We start from the raw sequence: 18,806 nt of genomic DNA on the forward strand, positions 1-18,806 counted from the left end.
GAGTATTGGTGGATTTAACGCGCCGGTATCACTGGCCCGGCGCGGACGGGAATCGCTCAGGTCTCGGGTGTGGGCGCGAGGGTCTCGATGATCACCAGTGCGACGTCCTTCATGGTGCTGCGTCGGTCCATCGCCGCGCGCTGGATCCAGCGGAACGCTTCCGGCTCGGTCAGCGATTGCGACACCATCAGAAGACCTTTCGCGCGTTCGACCGTCTTGCGCGTGTCCAGACGCTCCTTCAGATCGGCCACCTCGGACTCGAGTGCCGCGATCTCCTGGAAGCGGCTGACCGCCAACTCCACTGCAGGCACGAGGTCGCCCTTGGTGAAGGGTTTGACGATGTATGCCATCGCACCGGCGTCGCGCGCGCGCTCGACGAGGTCGCGCTGACCGAACGCCGTCAGGATGACCACCGGCGCAATGCGATTCGCGGCGATCTCCGAGGCGGCGTCGATACCATCACGACGGGGCATCTTCACGTCCATGATCACCAGGTCCGGGCGGAGCTCGGTCGCCAGGTCCACGGCCTGCTGGCCGTCGGCGGCCTCCCCCACCACGTCGTACCCCTCCTCCCGGAGCATCTCGACGAGGTCGAGCCGGATGAGCGATTCGTCCTCGGCGACGAGCACGCGGCGGGAGGGGCCGGCCTGATCGGACGGACCGGTCATGGGGGCCTCCAAATTCTGTTCCGCGTGCGGGGTGGGCCGTGAGCGACGATCCGGCCACCGGTCGAAGGGTACCGGTGCTCCGCTGGACCTGCCGATCTTCTACACTCGGCTACCGCACGGCCGACGCCGGTCGAGCTGCCCTCGTATCCCAATTGGCAGAGGAAACGGATTCAAAACCCGTGCAGTGTGAGTTCGAGTCTCACCGAGGGCACCGCATGACGCTTACTCGAACCCTCACGGAGGAGATGGGAGCTTGATGGAGTCGTTCTGGTCGACGATGCAACGTGAGCTGCTCGACACCCGATCGTGGGACAGCAGAGACCAGCTCGCCTCTGCGATCTTCGAATGGATCGAGGCCTGGTACAACCCGCATCGCCGGCACTCCGGGATCGGCTACTCCTCGCCGGTGGACTACGGACACGCCTACCAGCAACGGGTCACCTCAGACGTGGCCTGAACACCCAACCCGAACTGCCCGGGAAACCGGGTCAAGCTCCCATCAGCAGCCTGATGCCATCCCTATGCTGACACGCGGCGTACGCACGCGGAGAGGCTGGACATGGCGCGGAACAACAAGCTCGCTGGCAAGACCGAGTGGGCAGAACGCCGACGCCCGATGACCCGTCGCGCTGGGTACTCGGTCAAGGCTCAGGTGCGCGTGGACACCGAGCAGCTGGACGGGTACCTCCTTGACGCCGGACAGACGCTCACGATCACGTTCAGCGTTCCCGACTCCCTGGACGACGAGTTCGCTGGCTTCGGTGGCTGGTTCATCGCGGATGATGGCATCGACGTCGGTCTCGACTTCGGTGGCAAGCACATCCTGACGGAGTACGTGAACCCCAACTGGAACAAGGTCGGCACGCAACTCCAGGGTCCGCACGACGCGTACGACGCCGTCCTGACGTTTACAGCAGCACGGCGCGGGATCGTCACTATCTACGACATGCAGGCGGGCGGAATTCAGCACGACTACATCGATGAGACGCTGGAGGCGAAGCCGCAGGTCCTCAAGAACCAGTGGTTCATCGCCCCTGAGGCCAACTTTCACGACCCCGAGCGCCCCGGGCACGTCCACTTCCATGACAGCCATCTGTCGCGCGTCCATGGAGCCGAGATCCTGCTCAAGGCATGCAATCGCTGCGGCCGCTTCCTACCGCTCAACTCGGCCAACGAGCGCAACACGCTCAGCTACAGCAACCACCACGCCACCCCGACCTGCACGCACGCCACCTTCGGCCGGATCGCGGTCGAGGGCTCCGATGAGGTTCGGACCTTCTCGTATGGCTTCCAGATGGAGTGCCGCTTCTGTAAGAAGTTTGAGGTGAATCTGGCGCTCAATCCCCAGCGCACGGCCGGGCAGATGAAGGAGGACGGCCAGCGACGGCGGCACTTCCAGCTGCTCCTGGAGCACCTGTACCGGGGTTCAGACCTGCTCCGATACAAGAGCCGGACGGGCCGCGAGCTGTCGGCGGACATCTACGACAAGTTCGATGGCCGGTGCTTCAAGTGCGGTACGGCGATTGCCAGCGAGAACGAGATGCACCTCGACCACACGCGTCCACTTGCCATGCTCTGGCCGCTCGATGAAACGGCGACCTCGCTGTGCGCTACTCACAACTCCGAGAAGCGCGACCGAGCTCCGGCCGAGTTCTACACCGCCGACGAGTTGGAGAGGCTGGCTGAAATCACGGGCATCCCGCTCGCTGAGCTGCAGGATCCCGGCCCAAACGTCGAGGCGGTCGACCTCCTCGGCCAGAAAATCGACTGGTTCTATGACGAGTTCTTGGTGCTGCCCGCGCTGCAGCGCGTCCACGACGGCAAGCGCACCGCAGACCTGGTCCTGAAGGCGCTCCGCCGCGTGCTAGACCGTTACCCTGGCGGAGCTCCATACAAGCTGGAGTGATTCAGTCCTTCGCGGTCGCGAACACGTACCAGTGCGCAACCGTCGAACCCTTGTCGCGGAGCCCATGGCTTTCGGTGTCTGTGACGGACTCGCGGCCGACGAAGCGAACGTCGAAGTGGTTTGAAAGCTGCGGCTGGATTGCCGTGGCCATGTTGACGGTCGCCGTCTCACCGAGGTGCATGATGAGCGGAGCGCCAGGCTTCATCACCCGCGCCATCGACTCGGCGAACTCGCCGTACGCATCGAAGTGGTTCTTCTGCTCGACCTCGAGGAACTTGTTCGGCTCACTCTTGAAGTCCTCAGGCTCCCAGCCGGCGAACCAGAGGCGCATCCAGTTGCTCGTCCAAAAGCGGATCGACTTCGAGAACGGAGGCGACGTGATGACCGCGTCGACAGGCTCGCCCAGGTCCAGCTTCCGGAAGTCAGTCAGGTGCGCTTCGCCAGCGGGGCCATCCAGTTCGAGTGCGTTCAGGTGCGGCACGATCCGATCCAGCCGCACACGGAGCGCTTCTCCGACTGGGCGGTAGATCGTCGGCCCGGTCGGCGCGAACGGCGTGACCGGGTGCGATCGGCGCGACAGCGCATAGGGGCGATTGCCGTGCAGGATATGGAGCAGGCTGCTCTTGATGACGTCGCGGGCAGCGTCGCTGACGTCCATCTGCTCGTTGAGGAAGTACTGGCGGGCGAGCAGAATCTCTCGCAGCGTGTCCTCGTGGAAGTAGGCCGAGATCGGGCCATTGAGGCCGAACTCCGCATGCCTCATGTCTGGCTTCGCGCCCGGATCCTTGATGTACGTCTCGAGGTCCTTCAGGCCGCGCCAGACGTCGGCCTCGTCGAACGTCTCCAGCTTCGCTCGCGAGACGGCCACCGCCAGAGGACTCAGATCGGTAGAGATGCCCACGCGACCGAGGCGCCTAGCTTCGAGCGGGATCGAACCGACGCCGCCCATCGGGTCAAGCACGCGGTCGCCCGGCTTGGTGAACCACTCAACGAGGAATCGAGCGATAGATGGCTTGAGCTTGCCCTGATACGAGCACAGGGAGTGCAGGGGCCCGCCCCAGTTGCGCTTTGCGAACTCGCCGACGCGGTGCGGTGCGGTCTCGCAGAACCTCAACGCCCGGGCCGCGATGTCCTGATCCGCGGCGGGGGAGGCAACAAGATCGAACAGTGCTTCAGACATCAGATGGCCTCGAAGTGCATGAGGACCTGGGTCAGCTGCGAACCGTCGTACGAGCGCCGCGTCCGCAGCACTTCCTCGTCGAGGAATCCCCAGCCAACCTCCTCGGCGATCGTGCGCAGGAGCGTGTGGGTCGGAACGTGGATTCCGGAGTATCGGCTGTCGCCGATGTCGAAATACATGCGCGCACCCTTCACGGCGTGCTTCCGAACCTGCGTCAGTGCGCCCTTCATGTCCGAGAAGTACGTGCGCACGAGCGTGGGGATGCGCACGTCGTAGGCGACCTCATCGAGCTGTTGGGCAACCTGCTCGACGCGCTCAATGGTCTCGGCCTCGACACGACGCTTGGACACGTTGTTGATGCCTGCGGAGATCATCGAAACCCGGAGGTTGGTCAGGTCCTTCTCACTCTTGATGAAGCCCAGCGTGAGCAGTTCGAGCTTTGTGTTGCGGCAGTAATTGGTGCCGTTCAAGTATGGCGGCGACGTCACCACAACCGACACTTCGGGCTCCTCGACCCACTGGTCACGAACATCACCCGCGATGTGCTTCACGGAGCCATGGATCGAGCCTGCGTGCTCGTCAACGTCAGAGGCGAACTCGTGGAGGTGGCGAGCAACGGTCTCGATCAGGTTGTCCGGTGCCTTGTCGCTCGGCACACGCTTGCGAAGGTCAGTGCGACGCACCATGTTGCTCGAAGGGACCAGCGAGCTTCCGAGCGCGAGGCGAGCCACTTCACGGGCGCCGCTGGTCAAGGTCTTGTCGATCAGGGCCTCGATGGCAACTACCTGCTCGGCCACGCCGTCAGGGAAGTAGCCACGCACCCGGTCAGCTACCAGAAGGGGGTGCTCCGAATCGGCGGGCGGCAGAGGTCCATTCAGCTCGGCAGCGAGTGCACGAAGCTCACCAGAGGTGCCGTCAGCGGCAACGTGTCGCGACTGGTTGATCTTGACGTCTGCAACCCACGCCATGTATGGGTTCACTTCTGCGAACACCGAGTCGCGACCGAGCATCGCAGCAGCCAATGCCGTTGTTCCAGATCCGCCGAACGGGTCGAGCACAGTGCCAGGGGTGGACTGCTCCCTTAGCGCTCGCTCCACGAGATCCGCGCTGTAGCCCTCCACGAACGGGTACCAGCGGTGGAACGGCCGTGCCTTGTTGGCGCCGAAGACGCCGAGACCATTGCGTCCTGTCCCGCCCCCGGTTCGGCGGGATGGCTGGGACCGGACGGGCTTGGCGAGGGGCGCGGTCGTTGGCATGGGATGAACTTACGCGACCGGACCGACACTCCTTGGACGGCGCACAGCGTCTGTGGACAACTGCGAGAAAGCGCACGCATGTGGAGAAGAACTGGTCATTCAATGCATCGCGCTGCTGCTTCTGCGCTTACCGTGCCGGACGAGTGCGACCAGCAACGATGAGCCGCACGCTGGCCTCGAGCACGCCGGTTCGCCGAACGATCTTCAGAACCTGCATGCCCGCGTCCCAAGAGTCCTGGATCTCGTCTAGCTTCGCTCGCGACACAGACCCTCGTTTCGGCGACACGCCAGCCGCTTGAAGCACCTTTCGGATCGAGTAGTCACTTACCCGGAACTGCTCGGCAAGGGCGGCAAGCGACACGTCTCCGGACTGGTAGGCCTGGATGATGGTCAGCTGGTCCGTCTGCGACAATTTGTCCGCAGGGAGCCTCGCCGCCGGGCGAACTGGACGTTCGACACGAACCGGATTCGCCGGAAAGTACCGCTCCAGCGACCTCAACAGGTGGTCGGCTTGGTTCGAGTAACGTCGCATGATGTGCACCGCGGCCGACAAGTAGAGTCCCGGCCATGACGGCCGCCTCGGAACTCATCGGTTCACTGCCCACGGATCTGTGGCTGGGCGGGGTGCAGACCCCCACGCCCGATCGGTTTCCGGTGTTCGACCCGGCCACCGGGCAGCAGTTGACCACCGTGGCCAACGCCTCGGCGGCCGACGGTATGGCCGCGCTGCATGCGGCGGTGTCGGTGCAGGGCGAGTGGGCACGCACTCCCGCACGCGATCGCGGCGAGATCCTGCGTCGCGCATTCGAACTGATTCATCGGCGGGCGGAGGAGTTCGCTCTCGTCATGACCCTGGAGATGGGTAAGGCCTTGCGCGAGAGCCGGGGCGAGGTGGCCTACGGGGCAGAGTTCCTTCGCTGGTTCTCCGAGGAGGCGGTGCGCATCGGTGGTCGGCTCGGCGCGGCCCCGGCCGGCAACGGTCGAATCCTGGTGAGCAAGGCACCCGTCGGCCCGGTACTGGCCATCACGCCGTGGAACTTCCCCCTCGCGATGGGCACCCGCAAGATCGGTCCGGCTCTGGCAGCGGGGTGCACGGTGATCGTCAAGCCTGCCGCCGAGACCCCGCTGACCATGCTCCTGCTCGGCCAGGTCCTCGCCGATGCCGGAGTTCCACCCGGCGTCGTGTCCATCCTGCCCACCACCGACGCCGCCGGGGTCACCGGCCCGCTCATCGCCGACCCCCGCCTACGCAAGATCACGTTCACGGGTTCGACCGCGGTGGGGAAACGATTGGTCCGAAGCGCCGCCGACCGCCTGCTGCGCACGTCGATGGAACTGGGCGGCAACGCCCCGTTCCTGGTGTTCGACGACGCGGACATCGACGCGGCCGTCGACGGGGCCATGCTGGCGAAGTTCCGCAACGGCGGCGAGGCGTGCACGGCGGCGAACCGCCTGTACGTTGCGAACTCGGTGCGCGAGGAGTTCACCGACAAGTTCACCGCCCGTGTTCGGGCGCTGCGCGTGGGTCCCGGACAGGAGCCGGACACAGACATCGGTCCGCTGATCTCGCAGGCTCAGCTGACCACCGTCAGTGATCTGGTCGACGACGCCGTCTCGCGCGGAGCGACGGTGCGAACCGGCGGCAGCGCGCCCGATGGACCGGGATTCTTCTACACCCCCACGGTGCTCGACCGGATTCCCGGCGACGCGGCGTTGCTGCGGGAGGAGATCTTCGGGCCCGTCGCCGCGATCATCGGGTTCGACACCGAGGCCGAGGCGATCGACGCGGCCAACGACACCGAGTACGGGCTGGTCTCGTACTTCTTCACCCGAGATCTCGACCGCACCGTGCGCGTGGCCGAGGCACTGAACTCCGGGATGGTCGGGGTGAACCGCGGCGCCATCTCCGACGCGGCCGCACCCTTCGGTGGGGTCAAGGAGTCCGGCTACGGACGTGAGGGTGGCGCCGAGGGCATCGAGGAGTATCTCGACACGAAATACATCGCCCTGCAGTAGAACTCGCGATCGACGGCCGGGGTCAGTCGTCCTCACCGATGCGGTGCACGCGAATGAGGTTGGTCGATCCGACCGTGCCCGGAGGCGCACCGGCCACGATCACCACCTGATCGCCGCGCCCGTACCGGTCCAGCCCGAGGAGCGAGCGATCGACCTCACGCACCATGGCGTCGGTGCTGTCGACGGCCGGCACCAGGAACGTCTCGGTTCCCCATGTCAGGGCGAGCTGGCTGCGCACCTCGGCCTTGGAGGTGAAGGCCAGCAGCGGCAACCGCGAGTGCAGACGCGACATGCGCCGAACCGTGTCACCGGACTCGGTGAACGCAACCAGGGCCTTGGCATCGAGGCGCTCACCGATGTCGCGCGCAGCGTAGGAGAGCACGCCGCGCTTGGTGCGCGGAGTGTGGGTGAGCGCCGGGACGGCATCGCCCTGCGTCTCCACGGTCTCGACGATCCGCGCCATCGTGCGCACGGTCTCCATGACGAACTTGCCCACCGAGGTCTCGCCGGAGAGCATGACCGCGTCGGTGCCGTCGAGGACGGCGTTCGCGACATCGGACGCCTCGGCGCGCGTGGGCCGGGAGTTCTCGATCATCGACTCCAGCATCTGGGTGGCGACGATGACGGGCTTGGCGTTGGCGCGCGCAATGTGGATGGCGCGCTTCTGAACCAGCGGGACCTGTTCGAGGGGAAGCTCCACACCGAGATCGCCGCGAGCGACCATCACCGCATCGAACGCGAGCACGATCGCCTCGAGGTTGTCCACTGCCTCGGGCTTCTCGATCTTGGCGATCACCGGCACACGGCGACCGACGCGATCCATGACATCGTGAACCAGCTCCACATCGGCCGGTGAGCGAACGAAGGACAGGGCGATGAAATCCACGCCCAGATTCAGCGCGAACTCGAGGTCCTCGCGGTCCTTCTCCGACATCGCCGGCACCGAGACGTCCATGCCCGGAAGGGAGACGCCCTTGTTGTTGCTCACCGGACCGCCCTCGGTGACGCGACAGAGAACGTCGTTGCCCTGCACGCTCTCGACGATCAGACCGACCTTGCCGTCGTCGACCAGCAGTCGGTCACCTGGCTTGGCGTCCTGAGCAAGTTCCTTGTAGGTGGTGGAGACCCGGTCGTGGGTTCCCTCGCACTCGTCGACCGTGATCCGAACCTGCTCGCCGTTGGCCCAGGTGGTGCGCCCCTCGGCGAAACGACCGAGGCGAATCTTCGGCCCCTGCAGGTCGGCGAGGATGCCGACGGCCTTCCCGGTGGCGTCGGACGCGGCCCGGACCCGTCGGTAGTTGGCCTCGTGATCGGGGTAGTCACCGTGACTGAAGTTCAGCCTCGCGACGTCCATTCCACTCTCGACGAGCTCGACGATCTTCTCGTCGGTTGCTGTTGCCGGTCCCAGGGTGCAGACAATTTTCGTTCGACGGGTCACAACGACGACAGTAGACGCTGAGCACGACCTTCTCTATCGATCCAGTCCGGTTCGTCCGGTTCTGCGATCACAGCACCGTGAGGGGAAGAGCAGTCGGATGCACCGGCGCCGGCAGGTCCGACTCGCCCGTGAGGTACGCGTCGACGGCGTGCGCGGCCGAGCGGCCCTCCGCGATCGCCCACACCACCAGTGATGCGCCCCGATGCGCGTCCCCGCACACGAAGACCCCGGGGGCCGATGTCTGCCAGTCGGGTCCGCAGGACACCGCCCCGCGCTTGGTCAACTCGATCCCGAGATCGTCGAGCAGGACACTCGGCTCGGGACCCTCGAACCCGATCGCGAACAGGGCCAGGTCACACGGGATCTCGATCTCGTCGCCGACCGGGATGATGGTTCGCTTGCCACCGGTGCGATCGACACGAACCTCGGCCAGCACCACCGAACGGACATGACCGTGGTCGTCGCCGACGAAGCGCTGCACCGCGACCTGGTGCTTGACCACGCCACCTTCGGCGTGAGCAGGCGAGACGCGCATCACCATGGGCCAGGTGGGCCAGGGCGAGGTGGTCTCGTCGCGCTCGACGGGCAGTTCCGGGTTGTAGTCGAGTTGGGTCACCGACAGGGCACCCTGCCGATGCGCGGTACCGAGGCAGTCCGCACCGGTGTCCCCGCCACCGATGATCACCACATGCTTGCCGGAAGCCGTGATCGGGGCCGGGCCGTCCCCCTCGCGCTCACGGTTGGAGGGAACCAGGTGCTCCATCGCCAGGTGCACACCATTGAGGTGGCGACCCTCGACCTCGATGTCGTCGCGGGCCGCCAGCGCGCCGACGGCAAGGATCACGCTGTCGTACTGGCCCCGCAACTGCTCGACGGTCACGTCGACCCCGACCTCGCACTCGGTGACGAAATGCGTTCCCTCGGCGCGCATCTGCATCAGACGCTGATCGAGCACGGCCTTCTCCAGCTTGAACTCGGGGATGCCGTAGCGCAGCAGTCCACCGAGACGATCATCGCGCTCGTACACGGTCACATCGTGACCGGCACGGGTGAGCTGTTGCGCCGCAGCCAGACCCGCGGGACCCGAGCCGACCACCGCCACCGCCTTGCCGATACTGATCGACGGCGGGGACGGCACGATGGACCCGTCCGACCATGCGCGATCGGCGATGGTCTGTTCGATGCGCTTGATCGTGACGCTGCCCCCGGTGTCGGCCTCGGAGATCGACAGCACACAGGCGGCCTCGCACGGTGCCGGACACACGCGCCCGGTGAACTCGGGGAAGTTGTTCGTCGCGTGCAGCCGGTCGATCGCCGCGCCCCACCGATCGCGGCGCACCAGATCGTTCCACTCCGGAATCAGGTTGCCCAGCGGGCACCCGGCGGTTCCCGAGTGGCAGAACGGGATTCCGCAATCCATGCAGCGGCGCGCCTGAACAGCGACCTCCGCCGACCGCGTCACGATGGGCAGCGGCGCGTAGACCTCGCGCCAGTCGCCGACGCGCTCGGGTATCGGCCTCTTGGGTGAATCCTGCTTGGTGACGGTCAGGAATCCGCGGGGATCAGCCACGTGCAGCCTCCATGATCGCAGTGTCGACGTCGCGCCCCTCGGCGCGCGCCATTCGTGTCGCGTCGAGAACCCGCTGATAGTCGATGGGCATGATCTTCGCGAACTCGCGCGAGCGACGCGGCCAGTCGGCCAGCATCGATTCCGCGACGGTCGAGCCGGTGAGGTCACGATGGCGGGTGACGACCGTGTGCAACCACGCCAGGTCGTCGGGGTCGGGCACCTGCACGGTCACCATGGCGGGGTTGACCGCTGCCGGATCGAGGCGCAGCACGTACGCGATCCCGCCCGACATTCCCGCGGCCATGTTGCGTCCGGTCGGGCCCAGCACCACGCATCGACCGCCGGTCATGTACTCGAAGGCGTGGTCGCCGACCCCCTCGTTGACCGCGATCGCCCCCGAGTTGCGCACCGCGAACCGCTCCCCGACGCGCCCCCGAAGGAACACCTCACCGCTGGTGGCGCCGTAGATGATGGTGTTTCCGGCGATGACGTTGTCCTCGGCGAGGAACCGCGACGACGGCGAAGGTCTGACGATGATGCGCCCGCCCGAGAGTCCCTTGCCCACATAGTCGTTCGCGTCACCGACGAGGTCGATGGTGATGCCGGGCGGCAGGAAGGCACCGAGGGACTGCCCCGCCGAACCCGTGAGCTCGATGTGGATCGTCTCGTCCGGCAGGCCGGCCGCACCGAAACGGCGAGTGACCTCGGAGCCGAGCAACGTTCCCACCGTGCGGTTGATGTTGCGGACCGGCAGTTCCAAGGTCACCGGGTGGGCATCCTCGAGAGCGCCCTCGGCCAACTGCAGCAGGGTGCGATCCAGTGCGCGATCGAGACCGTGGTCCTGATCGCGCATCCGGCGCCGCTGCAGCGGCGGGGCGCCCTCGGCGGGCCGCGCCACCGCGAACACCGGCGAGAGGTCCAGGCCCCTGCTCTTCCAGTGCGCCACCCCCTCCGCGGTGTCGAGAACGTCGGCGCGCCCGACAGCCTCGTCGATGCTCCGGAAACCCAACCGCGCCAGATACTTTCGCACATCGGTGGCGACGAAGCGGAAGAAGTCCTCCACGAACTCGGGCTTGCCGGTGAATCGCTTGCGTAGCTCCGGGTTCTGGGTGGCCACACCCACCGGGCACGTGTCGAGATGACAGACACGCATCATCACGCACCCGGCCACGATCAGCGGTGCCGTGGAGAACCCGAACTCCTCGGCGCCGAGCAACGCCGCGACCACCACGTCACGTCCGGTGCGCATACCGCCGTCGGCCTGCACGGTGATGCGGTCGCGCAGACCGTTGAGAACCAGGGTCTGCTGGGCATCGGCGAGACCGACTTCCCACGGGGCGCCCGCGTGCTTGAGCGAGGTCAGCGGGGCCGCGCCGGTGCCGCCGTCGTAACCGGAGATCAGCACGACATCGGCGTGGGCCTTGCTCACCCCGGCAGCGACGGTGCCGACCCCGACGGAGCTCACCAGCTTGACGTGCACCCGTGCGTTCTCGTTGGCGTTCTTCAGATCGTGGATCAGCTGGGCGAGATCCTCGATCGAATAGATGTCGTGATGCGGCGGCGGGGAGATCAGCCCCACCCCGGGTGTGGAGTGCCTGGTCCGTGCCACGGCCGGGTCGACCTTGTATCCGGGAAGCTGCCCACCTTCACCGGGCTTGGCGCCCTGGGCCATCTTGATCTGGATGTCGGTGGCGTTGACGAGGTAGTCGCTGGTCACGCCGAAGCGTCCACTGGCGACCTGCTTGACGGCGCTGCGTCGCGTCGGGTCGTACAGACGTGCGGTGTCCTCCCCGCCCTCCCCGGAGTTCGATCGGCCGCCGAGTCGATTCATGGCGATGGCCATGGTCTCGTGGGCCTCCGCCGAGATCGAGCCGTAGCTCATCGCCCCGGTGTTGAATCGAGCGACGATCGACTCCACGGACTCCACCTCGTCGAGGGGGACGGGCTCGCGCAGAGTCTCGTCGAAGGTGAACAGCCCACGCAGCGTGCCGCCCTCCCGAGAGAGTCGATCGACCTCCTCGGTGTACTTCTCGAACACCTCGTAACGTCCGGTCCGCGTGGCGTGCTGGAGCAGGAACACCGTTTCCGGTGTGAACAGATGCAGCTCACCCTCGCGCCGGAACTGGTACTCGCCACCGACGTCGAGACGCCGATGAACACGGTCGTTGGGGTTCTCCGGGTACGCACGCCGGTGACGCAGCTCGACCTCGCGGGCGATCACGTCCAAGCCGACGCCGCCGAGTTTGCTGGTGGTGCCGGTGAAGTACTCGGCGATCACGCCCCGATCGATGCCGATGGCCTCGAACACCTGGGCACCGGTGTACGAACCGACCGTGGAGATGCCCATCTTCGACATCACCTTCAGCACACCCTTGCCCAGACCCTTGATGTAGTTGCGGATCGCTGTGGCCGGCTCGACGCCGGTGAGTTCGCCCTCGCCGATGAGGTCCTCGATCGATTCCATCGCCAGGTACGGATTCACTGCCGCGGCGCCGAATCCGATGAGCAGTGCGAGGTGGTGGACCTCGCGGGCGTCTCCGGACTCGACCACCAGCGCAACCTTGGTGCGCTCCTTGGTGCGCACGAGATGGTGGTGCACCGCCGATGTGGCCAGCAGCGACGGGATGGGCGCGTGGGTGTGGTCGGAGTCTCGGTCGGAGATCACCAGCGTTCGATACCCGGCAGCGATCGCTTCCGATGCGCCGGCACGCAGATCCTCGATGGCCTCGGCCAGGCCATCACCGCCGCGCTCGACGTCGTAGAGCGCACGCAGCACGGTGGCGGACAAGCCGGGATGATCGCCGTCGTCGTTGATGTGGATGATCTTGTTCAGATCGGCGTTGTCGAGCACGGGCCACGGCAACCCGATCTGCCGACACGACGCCGCCGTGGGTTCGAGGAGGTTCTGCTCGGGGCCCATCACCCGGGCCAGCGAGGTGACGATCTCTTCGCGTATGGCATCGAGCGGCGGGTTGGTCACCTGCGCGAAGAGCTGGACGAAGTAGTCGTAGAGCGATCGGGAACGTTGCGAGAGAACGGCTTTCGGGCTGTCCGAGCCCATCGATCCGAGGGGCTCGCCGACCGACGCCGCCATCGGCGTCAGCACCATGCGCAGATCCTCCTCGGTGTAGCCGAAGGCGACCTGCCGGCGAACCACCGAGTCGTGGGTGTAGCGCACCCGCGCACGATCGGGAAGCGTGTCGAGGTTGAGCAGACCCGCGTGGAGCCACTCGGAGTACGGGTGGGCCGAGGCCAACTCGTTCTTGATCTCCTCGTCGGGCACCAATCGTCCCGCCACGGTGTCGACGAGGAACATCTTCCCCGGCTCGAGTCGACCCTTGGCCACCACATTCTCCGGCGCCACGTCCAGGACACCCGCCTCGCTGGCGAGGATGATGCGGCCGTCGACCGTCCGCCACCAGCGTCCGGGCCGTAAACCGTTGCGGTCGAGGGTCGCTCCCACGTAGGAGCCGTCGGTGAAGGTCACGCACGCCGGACCGTCCCAGGCCTCCATCAGCGACGCGTGGAACTGGTAGAACGCGCGGACCCGCGGGTCCATGTTCTCGTCGTTCTCCCACGGCTCGGGAACCATCATCATCACCGCGTGCGGAACGCTGCGCCCACCGAGGTGAAGCAGTTCCAGCACCTCGTCGAGCGACACCGAATCCGATGCCCCCGGTGTGCAGATCGGGTACAGCCGCGACAGGTCACCGGGGATCAGCTCACTCGCCAGCAGCGCCTCGCGTGCCCGCATGCGGTTGCGGTTACCGCGCACGGTGTTGATCTCCCCGTTGTGCGCGACGAATCGGTGCGGGTGCGCCAACGGCCACGACGGGAAGGTGTTGGTGGAGAAACGGCTGTGCACGATGGCAATTGCGCTGGTGCAGCGTTCGTCGAGCAGTTCCGGGAAGAACCGTGGCAGCTGCGGCGTGGTCAGCATCCCCTTGTAGGTGATGGTGCGCGAGGACAGCGAGGGGAAGAACAGACCGCTGCCTTCCGCCTCGATGTCGTCGGTCACCCGCTCCGCACGCTTGCGCAGCGGGAAGACCAGACGATCGAGTGCGAGCCCACCGGGACGGACACCGTCACCGTCTGCCGGGGCGGTCACGAACAGGTATCGCATCACGGGCATGCACTCGCGTGCGGTGCTGCCCACGTCGGCGGCGTCCGGGTCGGTGGCGACGTCGCGCCAGCCCAGGATCTCGAGTCCTTCCTCGGCAGCGATCGATTCGACGCGGGCCACCGCGGCGGCGCGCGCGACGGACTCCGTCGGAAGGAAGCAGATCCCCGCAGCGAAGGTGGTGGAGCCGTCCGCGTTCGGCGGCGGAAGCGGGAAATCGACCAGCGCGGTGAGCAACTCGACGGGTAGCTGAAGGAGAATTCCTGCGCCGTCACCGCTGTTGGGCTCGGCGCCCGCCGCCCCGCGGTGTTCGAGGTTCTCGAGCGCCAACAACGCATCGGCGACGATGGAGTGCGAGGGCCGACCGGCGATGTCGGCAACCATCGCCACTCCGCACGAATCGGTCTCCTGCGCCGGATCGTAGAGGCCCTGCTCGGATGGCACCCGGGAAAACAGCACGTCGGCTCCCCTTGGCTCGTGCCGACGAGCCACCGGGATTCGTACCGAAGGTGGTGACCTGATCGGAGCCGAGACGGTGGCCGACGGCGCTCGAATGTCGCTGTCTTGTGTTCCGTCGGGACAACCCTGGCCCTGAGAGCGGGAGGCCAACCCTGCCGAGAGACCAGGCAGGGATGCACGAACACCGCTCGATCAGAGTATCAGCAGCACGACGTGCACCCGGGCCGTGGGACGGGTCGTGGTAGACCTGTCACGGCTTGAGCGGACGCCCCTGTGGGTCACGCGCACCACCGGTGAGGATGATGACCCCGTCGACGAGCGCCCAGACGCCGACGCCCATGAGGATGAAGATCCCGACGATCACGAACAGCCCGAAGAACCCGACGATGGTCAAGATCAGCTGGGTGAGCGCGATGCCTGTCGATCCGATGTAGAACCGGCCGATGCCAAAGCCACCGAGGAAGATCTGCAGCAGGCCGGCCGCGAGGCGCGACTTGTCGGAGTACGGCTCCCCCGTCTGCGGATCACGACCGTAGGGCGCCTGCGGGTCGAACCCGTACCCCGCGAACCCGGCCGGCGGATACCCGCCCTGTCCGTAGCCCGGCTGCTGAAACCCCTGCTGTCCATACCCGGGCTGCTGAAACCCTGGCTGCTGAAACCCCTGCTGTCCGTACCCGGGCTGCTGAAACCCCTGCTGTCCATACCCGGGCTGCTGGAACCCCGGCTGCTGGAACCCTTGCTGTCCGTATCCCGGCTGCTGAAACCCCTGCTGGGAGTGGCCCTGGTCGGAATAACCCGACTGGGGGTAACCCGGCTGGGGGTAGCCGGGCTGCTCCAGAAGCGGCGGATACTGCACCGGAGGATCGACGGGGGTGGCGTACACCGGGAAGTCCGTGACCTCGTCCTTCTCGATGTCCTTCTCGATGTCCTTCTCGATCCGCTTCGTCAGATCCATCCCGGGCTGGGGTGAATCGGCCCGGGGTGAATCGGGTGTGCTCATGGTGTGGACCCCTTCTCTGCCGTACCCGACTTCCCTGCCGTACCCGACTTCCCTGCCGTACTCGATTCGGTGGGGCCATCGCTGTCCGGGCCGTCCTGCGACTCCTCGCCGGTGGACCCACCGTCGCCGGCTACGTCGGCGGAAGTGCCCCCGGGCCGAAGTGACTCGGGCTCGTCGCGGCCGCGTGGTGCTCGCAAGAAGTAGATCACGGCGAGGGCGAACACGATGCTCGCGGTGAAGACGTTGATCCTGATGCCGAGAATGCGGGTGGCGTAGTCGTCACGCATGAGCTCCACGCCGAAGCGTCCCAGGCAGTACCCGGCCACGTACAGCGCGAAGAGCCGTCCGCGGCCGATCGAGAACCGCCTGTCGACCACCACGAGCAGCACGACGATCAGCAGATTCCACAGCATCTCGTACAGGAACGTCGGATGCACGACGCGCTCGACGATCCCGTTGGACACGCCACCGAGGTTGTCGATCCGACCGTTCGCGTCGACCCGCTGGAAGATCTGCAGACCCCACGGCACGGTGGTCTCGCGGCCGTAGAGTTCCTGGTTGAAGTAGTTGCCGATCCGACCGATGGCCTGAGCCAGGAGGATCGGCGGCGCCACTGCGTCACCGAACGCCGGTAGCGGCACACCGCGGCGACGACAGGCGATCCATGCCCCGACTCCACCGAAGAACACGGCGCCCCAGATTCCGAGGCCGCCGTTCCAGATCTTGAGCGCGTCGATCGGACGACCGCCCTCACCGAAGTACGTCGATGCATCGGTGAGGACGTGGTAGACGCGGCCTCCGATCAGTCCGAAGGGGACGGCCCAGACAGCGACGTCGAGCACCGTGCCGGACTCACCGCCACGGGCGACCCATCGGCGATCTCCCCAGATCACGGCCAGGATGATGCCGACGATGATGAAGAACGCGTACGCACGTAGTGCGAGCGGGCCGACGTACCAGACCCCCTGGGGTGGGCTGGGGATGTAGGCCAGGACTGCTGCGGAGGGCGATGTCACGAGGACACGTTAGCCGAGCGCACACCCGCTGCGAGTTCGCCGGTCAGGGCTGCCACCGCATCGAGCCCGTCGTCGACGGCCGCCACCAGGGCGGACCCCACGATCACGGCGTCGGCGTACCCGGCGATCTCGGCGGCCTGCGCACCCGATCGAACGCCCAGGCCCACCCCGATCGGGATGTCGGAGTGCTCGCGGATGCGGGTCACCAGCGCCGGCGCCATCGAGGACACCGCGTCGCGAGCACCCGTGACACCCATCGTGGACGCGGCGTAGACGAACCCGCTGGAGAGGTCGACGGTCCGGGCCAGACGCTCGGGCGTCGACGATGGCGCGACGAGGAAGATGCGGTCGAGGTCGTGGGCGCGCGAGGCGTCCAGCCAGTCGTCGGCCTCGTCGGGGATGAGATCAGGGGTGATCATGCCGACCCCGCCCGCGGCGGCGAGGTCTGCGGCGAAGGCCTCGACCCCGTACTTCATCACCGGGTTCCAGTACGTCATCACCACGGCGTTGCCACCGGCCTGCGCCACGGCCTCGACCACGGAGAAGACATCCTTGACCTTGGCGCCGTTGCGCAGGGCGGTATCGGCTGCCGCGGCGATGGTGGGGCCGTCCATCACCGGGTCGGTGTAGGGGATGCCGACCTCGACGATGTCGCATCCGGCCTCGACGAGCGTGCGCACGACCTCGCACGACTTCTCCACGGTGGGGTATCCGGCAGGCAGGTAGCCCACGAGAACCGCGCGGTGCTCCGAGCGGGCGGTGTCGAACACCTGCTGCAGCCGTGATCGGGCGGGGGTCTGCTCGGTGCTCACGCGCGCGTTCCTTCGCTGTAGTCCGGGCCGGGCTCAGCGTCGCCGTTTCGGCCCGCAGTGTCGGTGATGCGGCCCGCACTGTCGAGGATGCCGAACCACTTGCCCGCCGTGTCCATGTCCTTGTCCCCGCGCCCGGAGAGGTTGACCAGGATCAGCGCGCCGTCGCCGAGTTCCCGGCCGAGTTCGATCACTCCGGCGATGGCGTGGGCGGTCTCGATGGCCGGGATGATGCCCTCGGTGCGCGAGAGCAGTCGCATGGCGTCCATGGCCGCAGCGTCGGTGACGGGCCGATACTCGGCGCGCCCGACATCGTGAAGGTAGGAGTGCTCGGGCCCGACACCGGGGTAGTCGAGCCCGGCCGAGATCGAGTGCGACTCGATGGTCTGTCCGTCCTCGTCCTGGAGCAGGTACGAGAAGGCCCCGTGCAGTGCGCCGGGCGAGCCCGCACCGATCGTCGCTGCATGGCGACCGGTCTCGACGCCGTCGCCTGCGGCCTCGAAACCGATCAGACGAACATCGGGGTCGTCGATGAATGCGTGGAAGATGCCGATCGCGTTCGACCCGCCGCCGACACAGGCGCCGATCGCGTCCGGCAGCCGTCCCACGGAGGAGAGCATCTGAGCACGCGCCTCGAGTCCGATGATGCGCTGGAAGTCACGCACCATCATCGGGAACGGGTGCGGTCCGGCAACCGTGCCGAAGCAGTAGTAGGTGTTCTCGGCGTTGGTCACCCAGTCGCGCAACGCGTCGTTGATCGCGTCCTTGAGGGTGCGTGAGCCGGACTTGACCGCCACGACCTGCGAACCGAGCAGCTTCATTCGCGCGACATTGAGGGCCTGTCGCTCGGTGTCCACCTCGCCCATGTACACCACGCACTCGAGACCGAGCAGCGCACACGCGGTGGCCGTGGCCACACCGTGCTGCCCGGCCCCCGTCTCGGCGATCACACGGGTCTTGCCCATCCGCTGCGCGAGGAGCACCTGGCCGAGCACGTTGTTGATCTTGTGCGAACCGGTGTGGTTGAGGTCCTCGCGCTTGAGGAAGATGCGTGCGCCACCGGCGTGCTCCGCCAGCCGCGTGGCCTCGAAGACCGGTGAGGGGCGACCGGTGTAGTCGCGTTGGAGCCGGTCGAGTTCGTCGAGGAAGGTTCGATCGGCACGGGCCTTCTCGTAGGCCGCGGTGACCTCCTCGATGACGCCCATCAGCGCCTCGGGAACGTACCGGCCGCCGTACTTGCCGAAGTGGCCACCGGCGTCGGGGTCGTGCGTGGTGCGCTCGGTGATGCCGAAGCTGGAGGACGGGATCTCGCTGATCGTCACCCCTCGAGTTTGCCCCACCGGACGCGCGTCCGGGCAGCCGGGTCGG

The 18,806-nt window shown here is 66.7% G+C and carries 13 protein-coding genes and 1 tRNA gene; 4 read left to right on the forward strand and 10 right to left on the reverse strand.

What is annotated here, in order from left to right; genetic code table 11:
* Positions 1-56: 56 nt before the first annotated feature.
* Positions 57-668 carry an ANTAR domain-containing response regulator gene (locus ACY48E_RS09260; protein WP_462871863.1) on the reverse strand — a complete coding sequence of 204 codons (612 nt, stop codon included), beginning with the start codon at positions 666-668 and terminating at the stop codon, positions 57-59.
* A gap of 137 nt (positions 669-805) precedes the next feature.
* Between ACY48E_RS09260 and ACY48E_RS09265 the strand changes: the two genes are divergently transcribed.
* From ACY48E_RS09265 to ACY48E_RS09275, 3 genes are all read left to right on the forward strand, one after another.
* Positions 806-879: transfer RNA gene (locus tag ACY48E_RS09265), tRNA-Leu, on the forward strand.
* Positions 880-924: 45 nt separating this feature from the next.
* Positions 925-1,125, forward strand: a complete 201-nt coding sequence (locus ACY48E_RS09270; RefSeq protein WP_462871864.1) for an IS3 family transposase — start codon at positions 925-927, stop codon at positions 1,123-1,125.
* Positions 1,126-1,227: 102 nt separating this feature from the next.
* Complete coding sequence (locus tag ACY48E_RS09275; protein ID WP_462871865.1) at positions 1,228-2,574, forward strand: hypothetical protein; 1,347 nt, start codon at positions 1,228-1,230, stop codon at positions 2,572-2,574.
* Position 2,575: 1 nt separating this feature from the next.
* Here the strand turns inward: ACY48E_RS09275 and ACY48E_RS09280 are convergent, their stop codons facing one another.
* Together ACY48E_RS09280 and ACY48E_RS09285 are read right to left on the reverse strand one after the other, a co-directional pair.
* Entirely contained in the window at positions 2,576-3,754 is a 1,179-nt protein-coding gene (locus tag ACY48E_RS09280) for a TRM11 family methyltransferase (protein WP_462871867.1), read from the reverse strand.
* Complete coding sequence (locus tag ACY48E_RS09285; RefSeq protein ID WP_462871868.1) at positions 3,754-5,010, reverse strand: DNA methyltransferase; 1,257 nt, start codon at positions 5,008-5,010, stop codon at positions 3,754-3,756. The genes ACY48E_RS09280 and ACY48E_RS09285 overlap by 1 nt, the downstream gene beginning before the upstream one ends.
* Before the next feature lie 567 nt (positions 5,011-5,577).
* Between ACY48E_RS09285 and ACY48E_RS09290 the strand changes: the two genes are divergently transcribed.
* A complete protein-coding gene (locus tag ACY48E_RS09290; RefSeq protein WP_462871869.1) occupies positions 5,578-7,026 on the forward strand; it encodes an NAD-dependent succinate-semialdehyde dehydrogenase in 1,449 nt (482 codons plus the stop codon).
* Between the two features lie 22 nt (positions 7,027-7,048).
* Here ACY48E_RS09290 and pyk read toward each other — a convergent pair whose 3' ends face one another.
* The 7 genes from pyk to trpB form a co-directional block, all read right to left on the reverse strand.
* On the reverse strand, positions 7,049-8,464 hold the full coding sequence (gene pyk, locus ACY48E_RS09295) for a pyruvate kinase (protein WP_462871870.1): 1,416 nt from the start codon (positions 8,462-8,464) through the stop codon (positions 7,049-7,051).
* Between the two features lie 67 nt (positions 8,465-8,531).
* Complete coding sequence (locus tag ACY48E_RS09300; protein ID WP_462871871.1) at positions 8,532-10,034, reverse strand: glutamate synthase subunit beta; 1,503 nt, start codon at positions 10,032-10,034, stop codon at positions 8,532-8,534.
* Positions 10,027-14,613 carry a glutamate synthase large subunit gene (gltB, locus tag ACY48E_RS09305; RefSeq protein WP_462871872.1) on the reverse strand — a complete coding sequence of 1,529 codons (4,587 nt, stop codon included), beginning with the start codon at positions 14,611-14,613 and terminating at the stop codon, positions 10,027-10,029. The genes ACY48E_RS09300 and gltB overlap by 8 nt, the downstream gene beginning before the upstream one ends.
* Before the next feature lie 250 nt (positions 14,614-14,863).
* Positions 14,864-15,613, reverse strand: coding sequence for a TM2 domain-containing protein (locus ACY48E_RS09310; RefSeq protein ID WP_462871873.1), 750 nt, complete (start codon positions 15,611-15,613; stop codon positions 14,864-14,866).
* Complete coding sequence (gene lgt / locus ACY48E_RS09315) at positions 15,610-16,629, reverse strand: prolipoprotein diacylglyceryl transferase (RefSeq protein ID WP_462871874.1); 1,020 nt, start codon at positions 16,627-16,629, stop codon at positions 15,610-15,612. Before lgt ends, ACY48E_RS09310 begins: the two co-directional genes overlap by 4 nt.
* A complete protein-coding gene (trpA, locus tag ACY48E_RS09320) occupies positions 16,626-17,441 on the reverse strand; it encodes a tryptophan synthase subunit alpha (protein WP_462871875.1) in 816 nt (271 codons plus the stop codon). The genes lgt and trpA overlap by 4 nt, the downstream gene beginning before the upstream one ends.
* Positions 17,438-18,760 carry a tryptophan synthase subunit beta gene (trpB, locus tag ACY48E_RS09325; RefSeq protein ID WP_462871876.1) on the reverse strand — a complete coding sequence of 441 codons (1,323 nt, stop codon included), beginning with the start codon at positions 18,758-18,760 and terminating at the stop codon, positions 17,438-17,440. Before trpB ends, trpA begins: the two co-directional genes overlap by 4 nt.
* Positions 18,761-18,806 lie beyond the last annotated feature (46 nt).

This window comes from Rhodococcus sp. AZ1 (genome assembly GCF_054979605.1).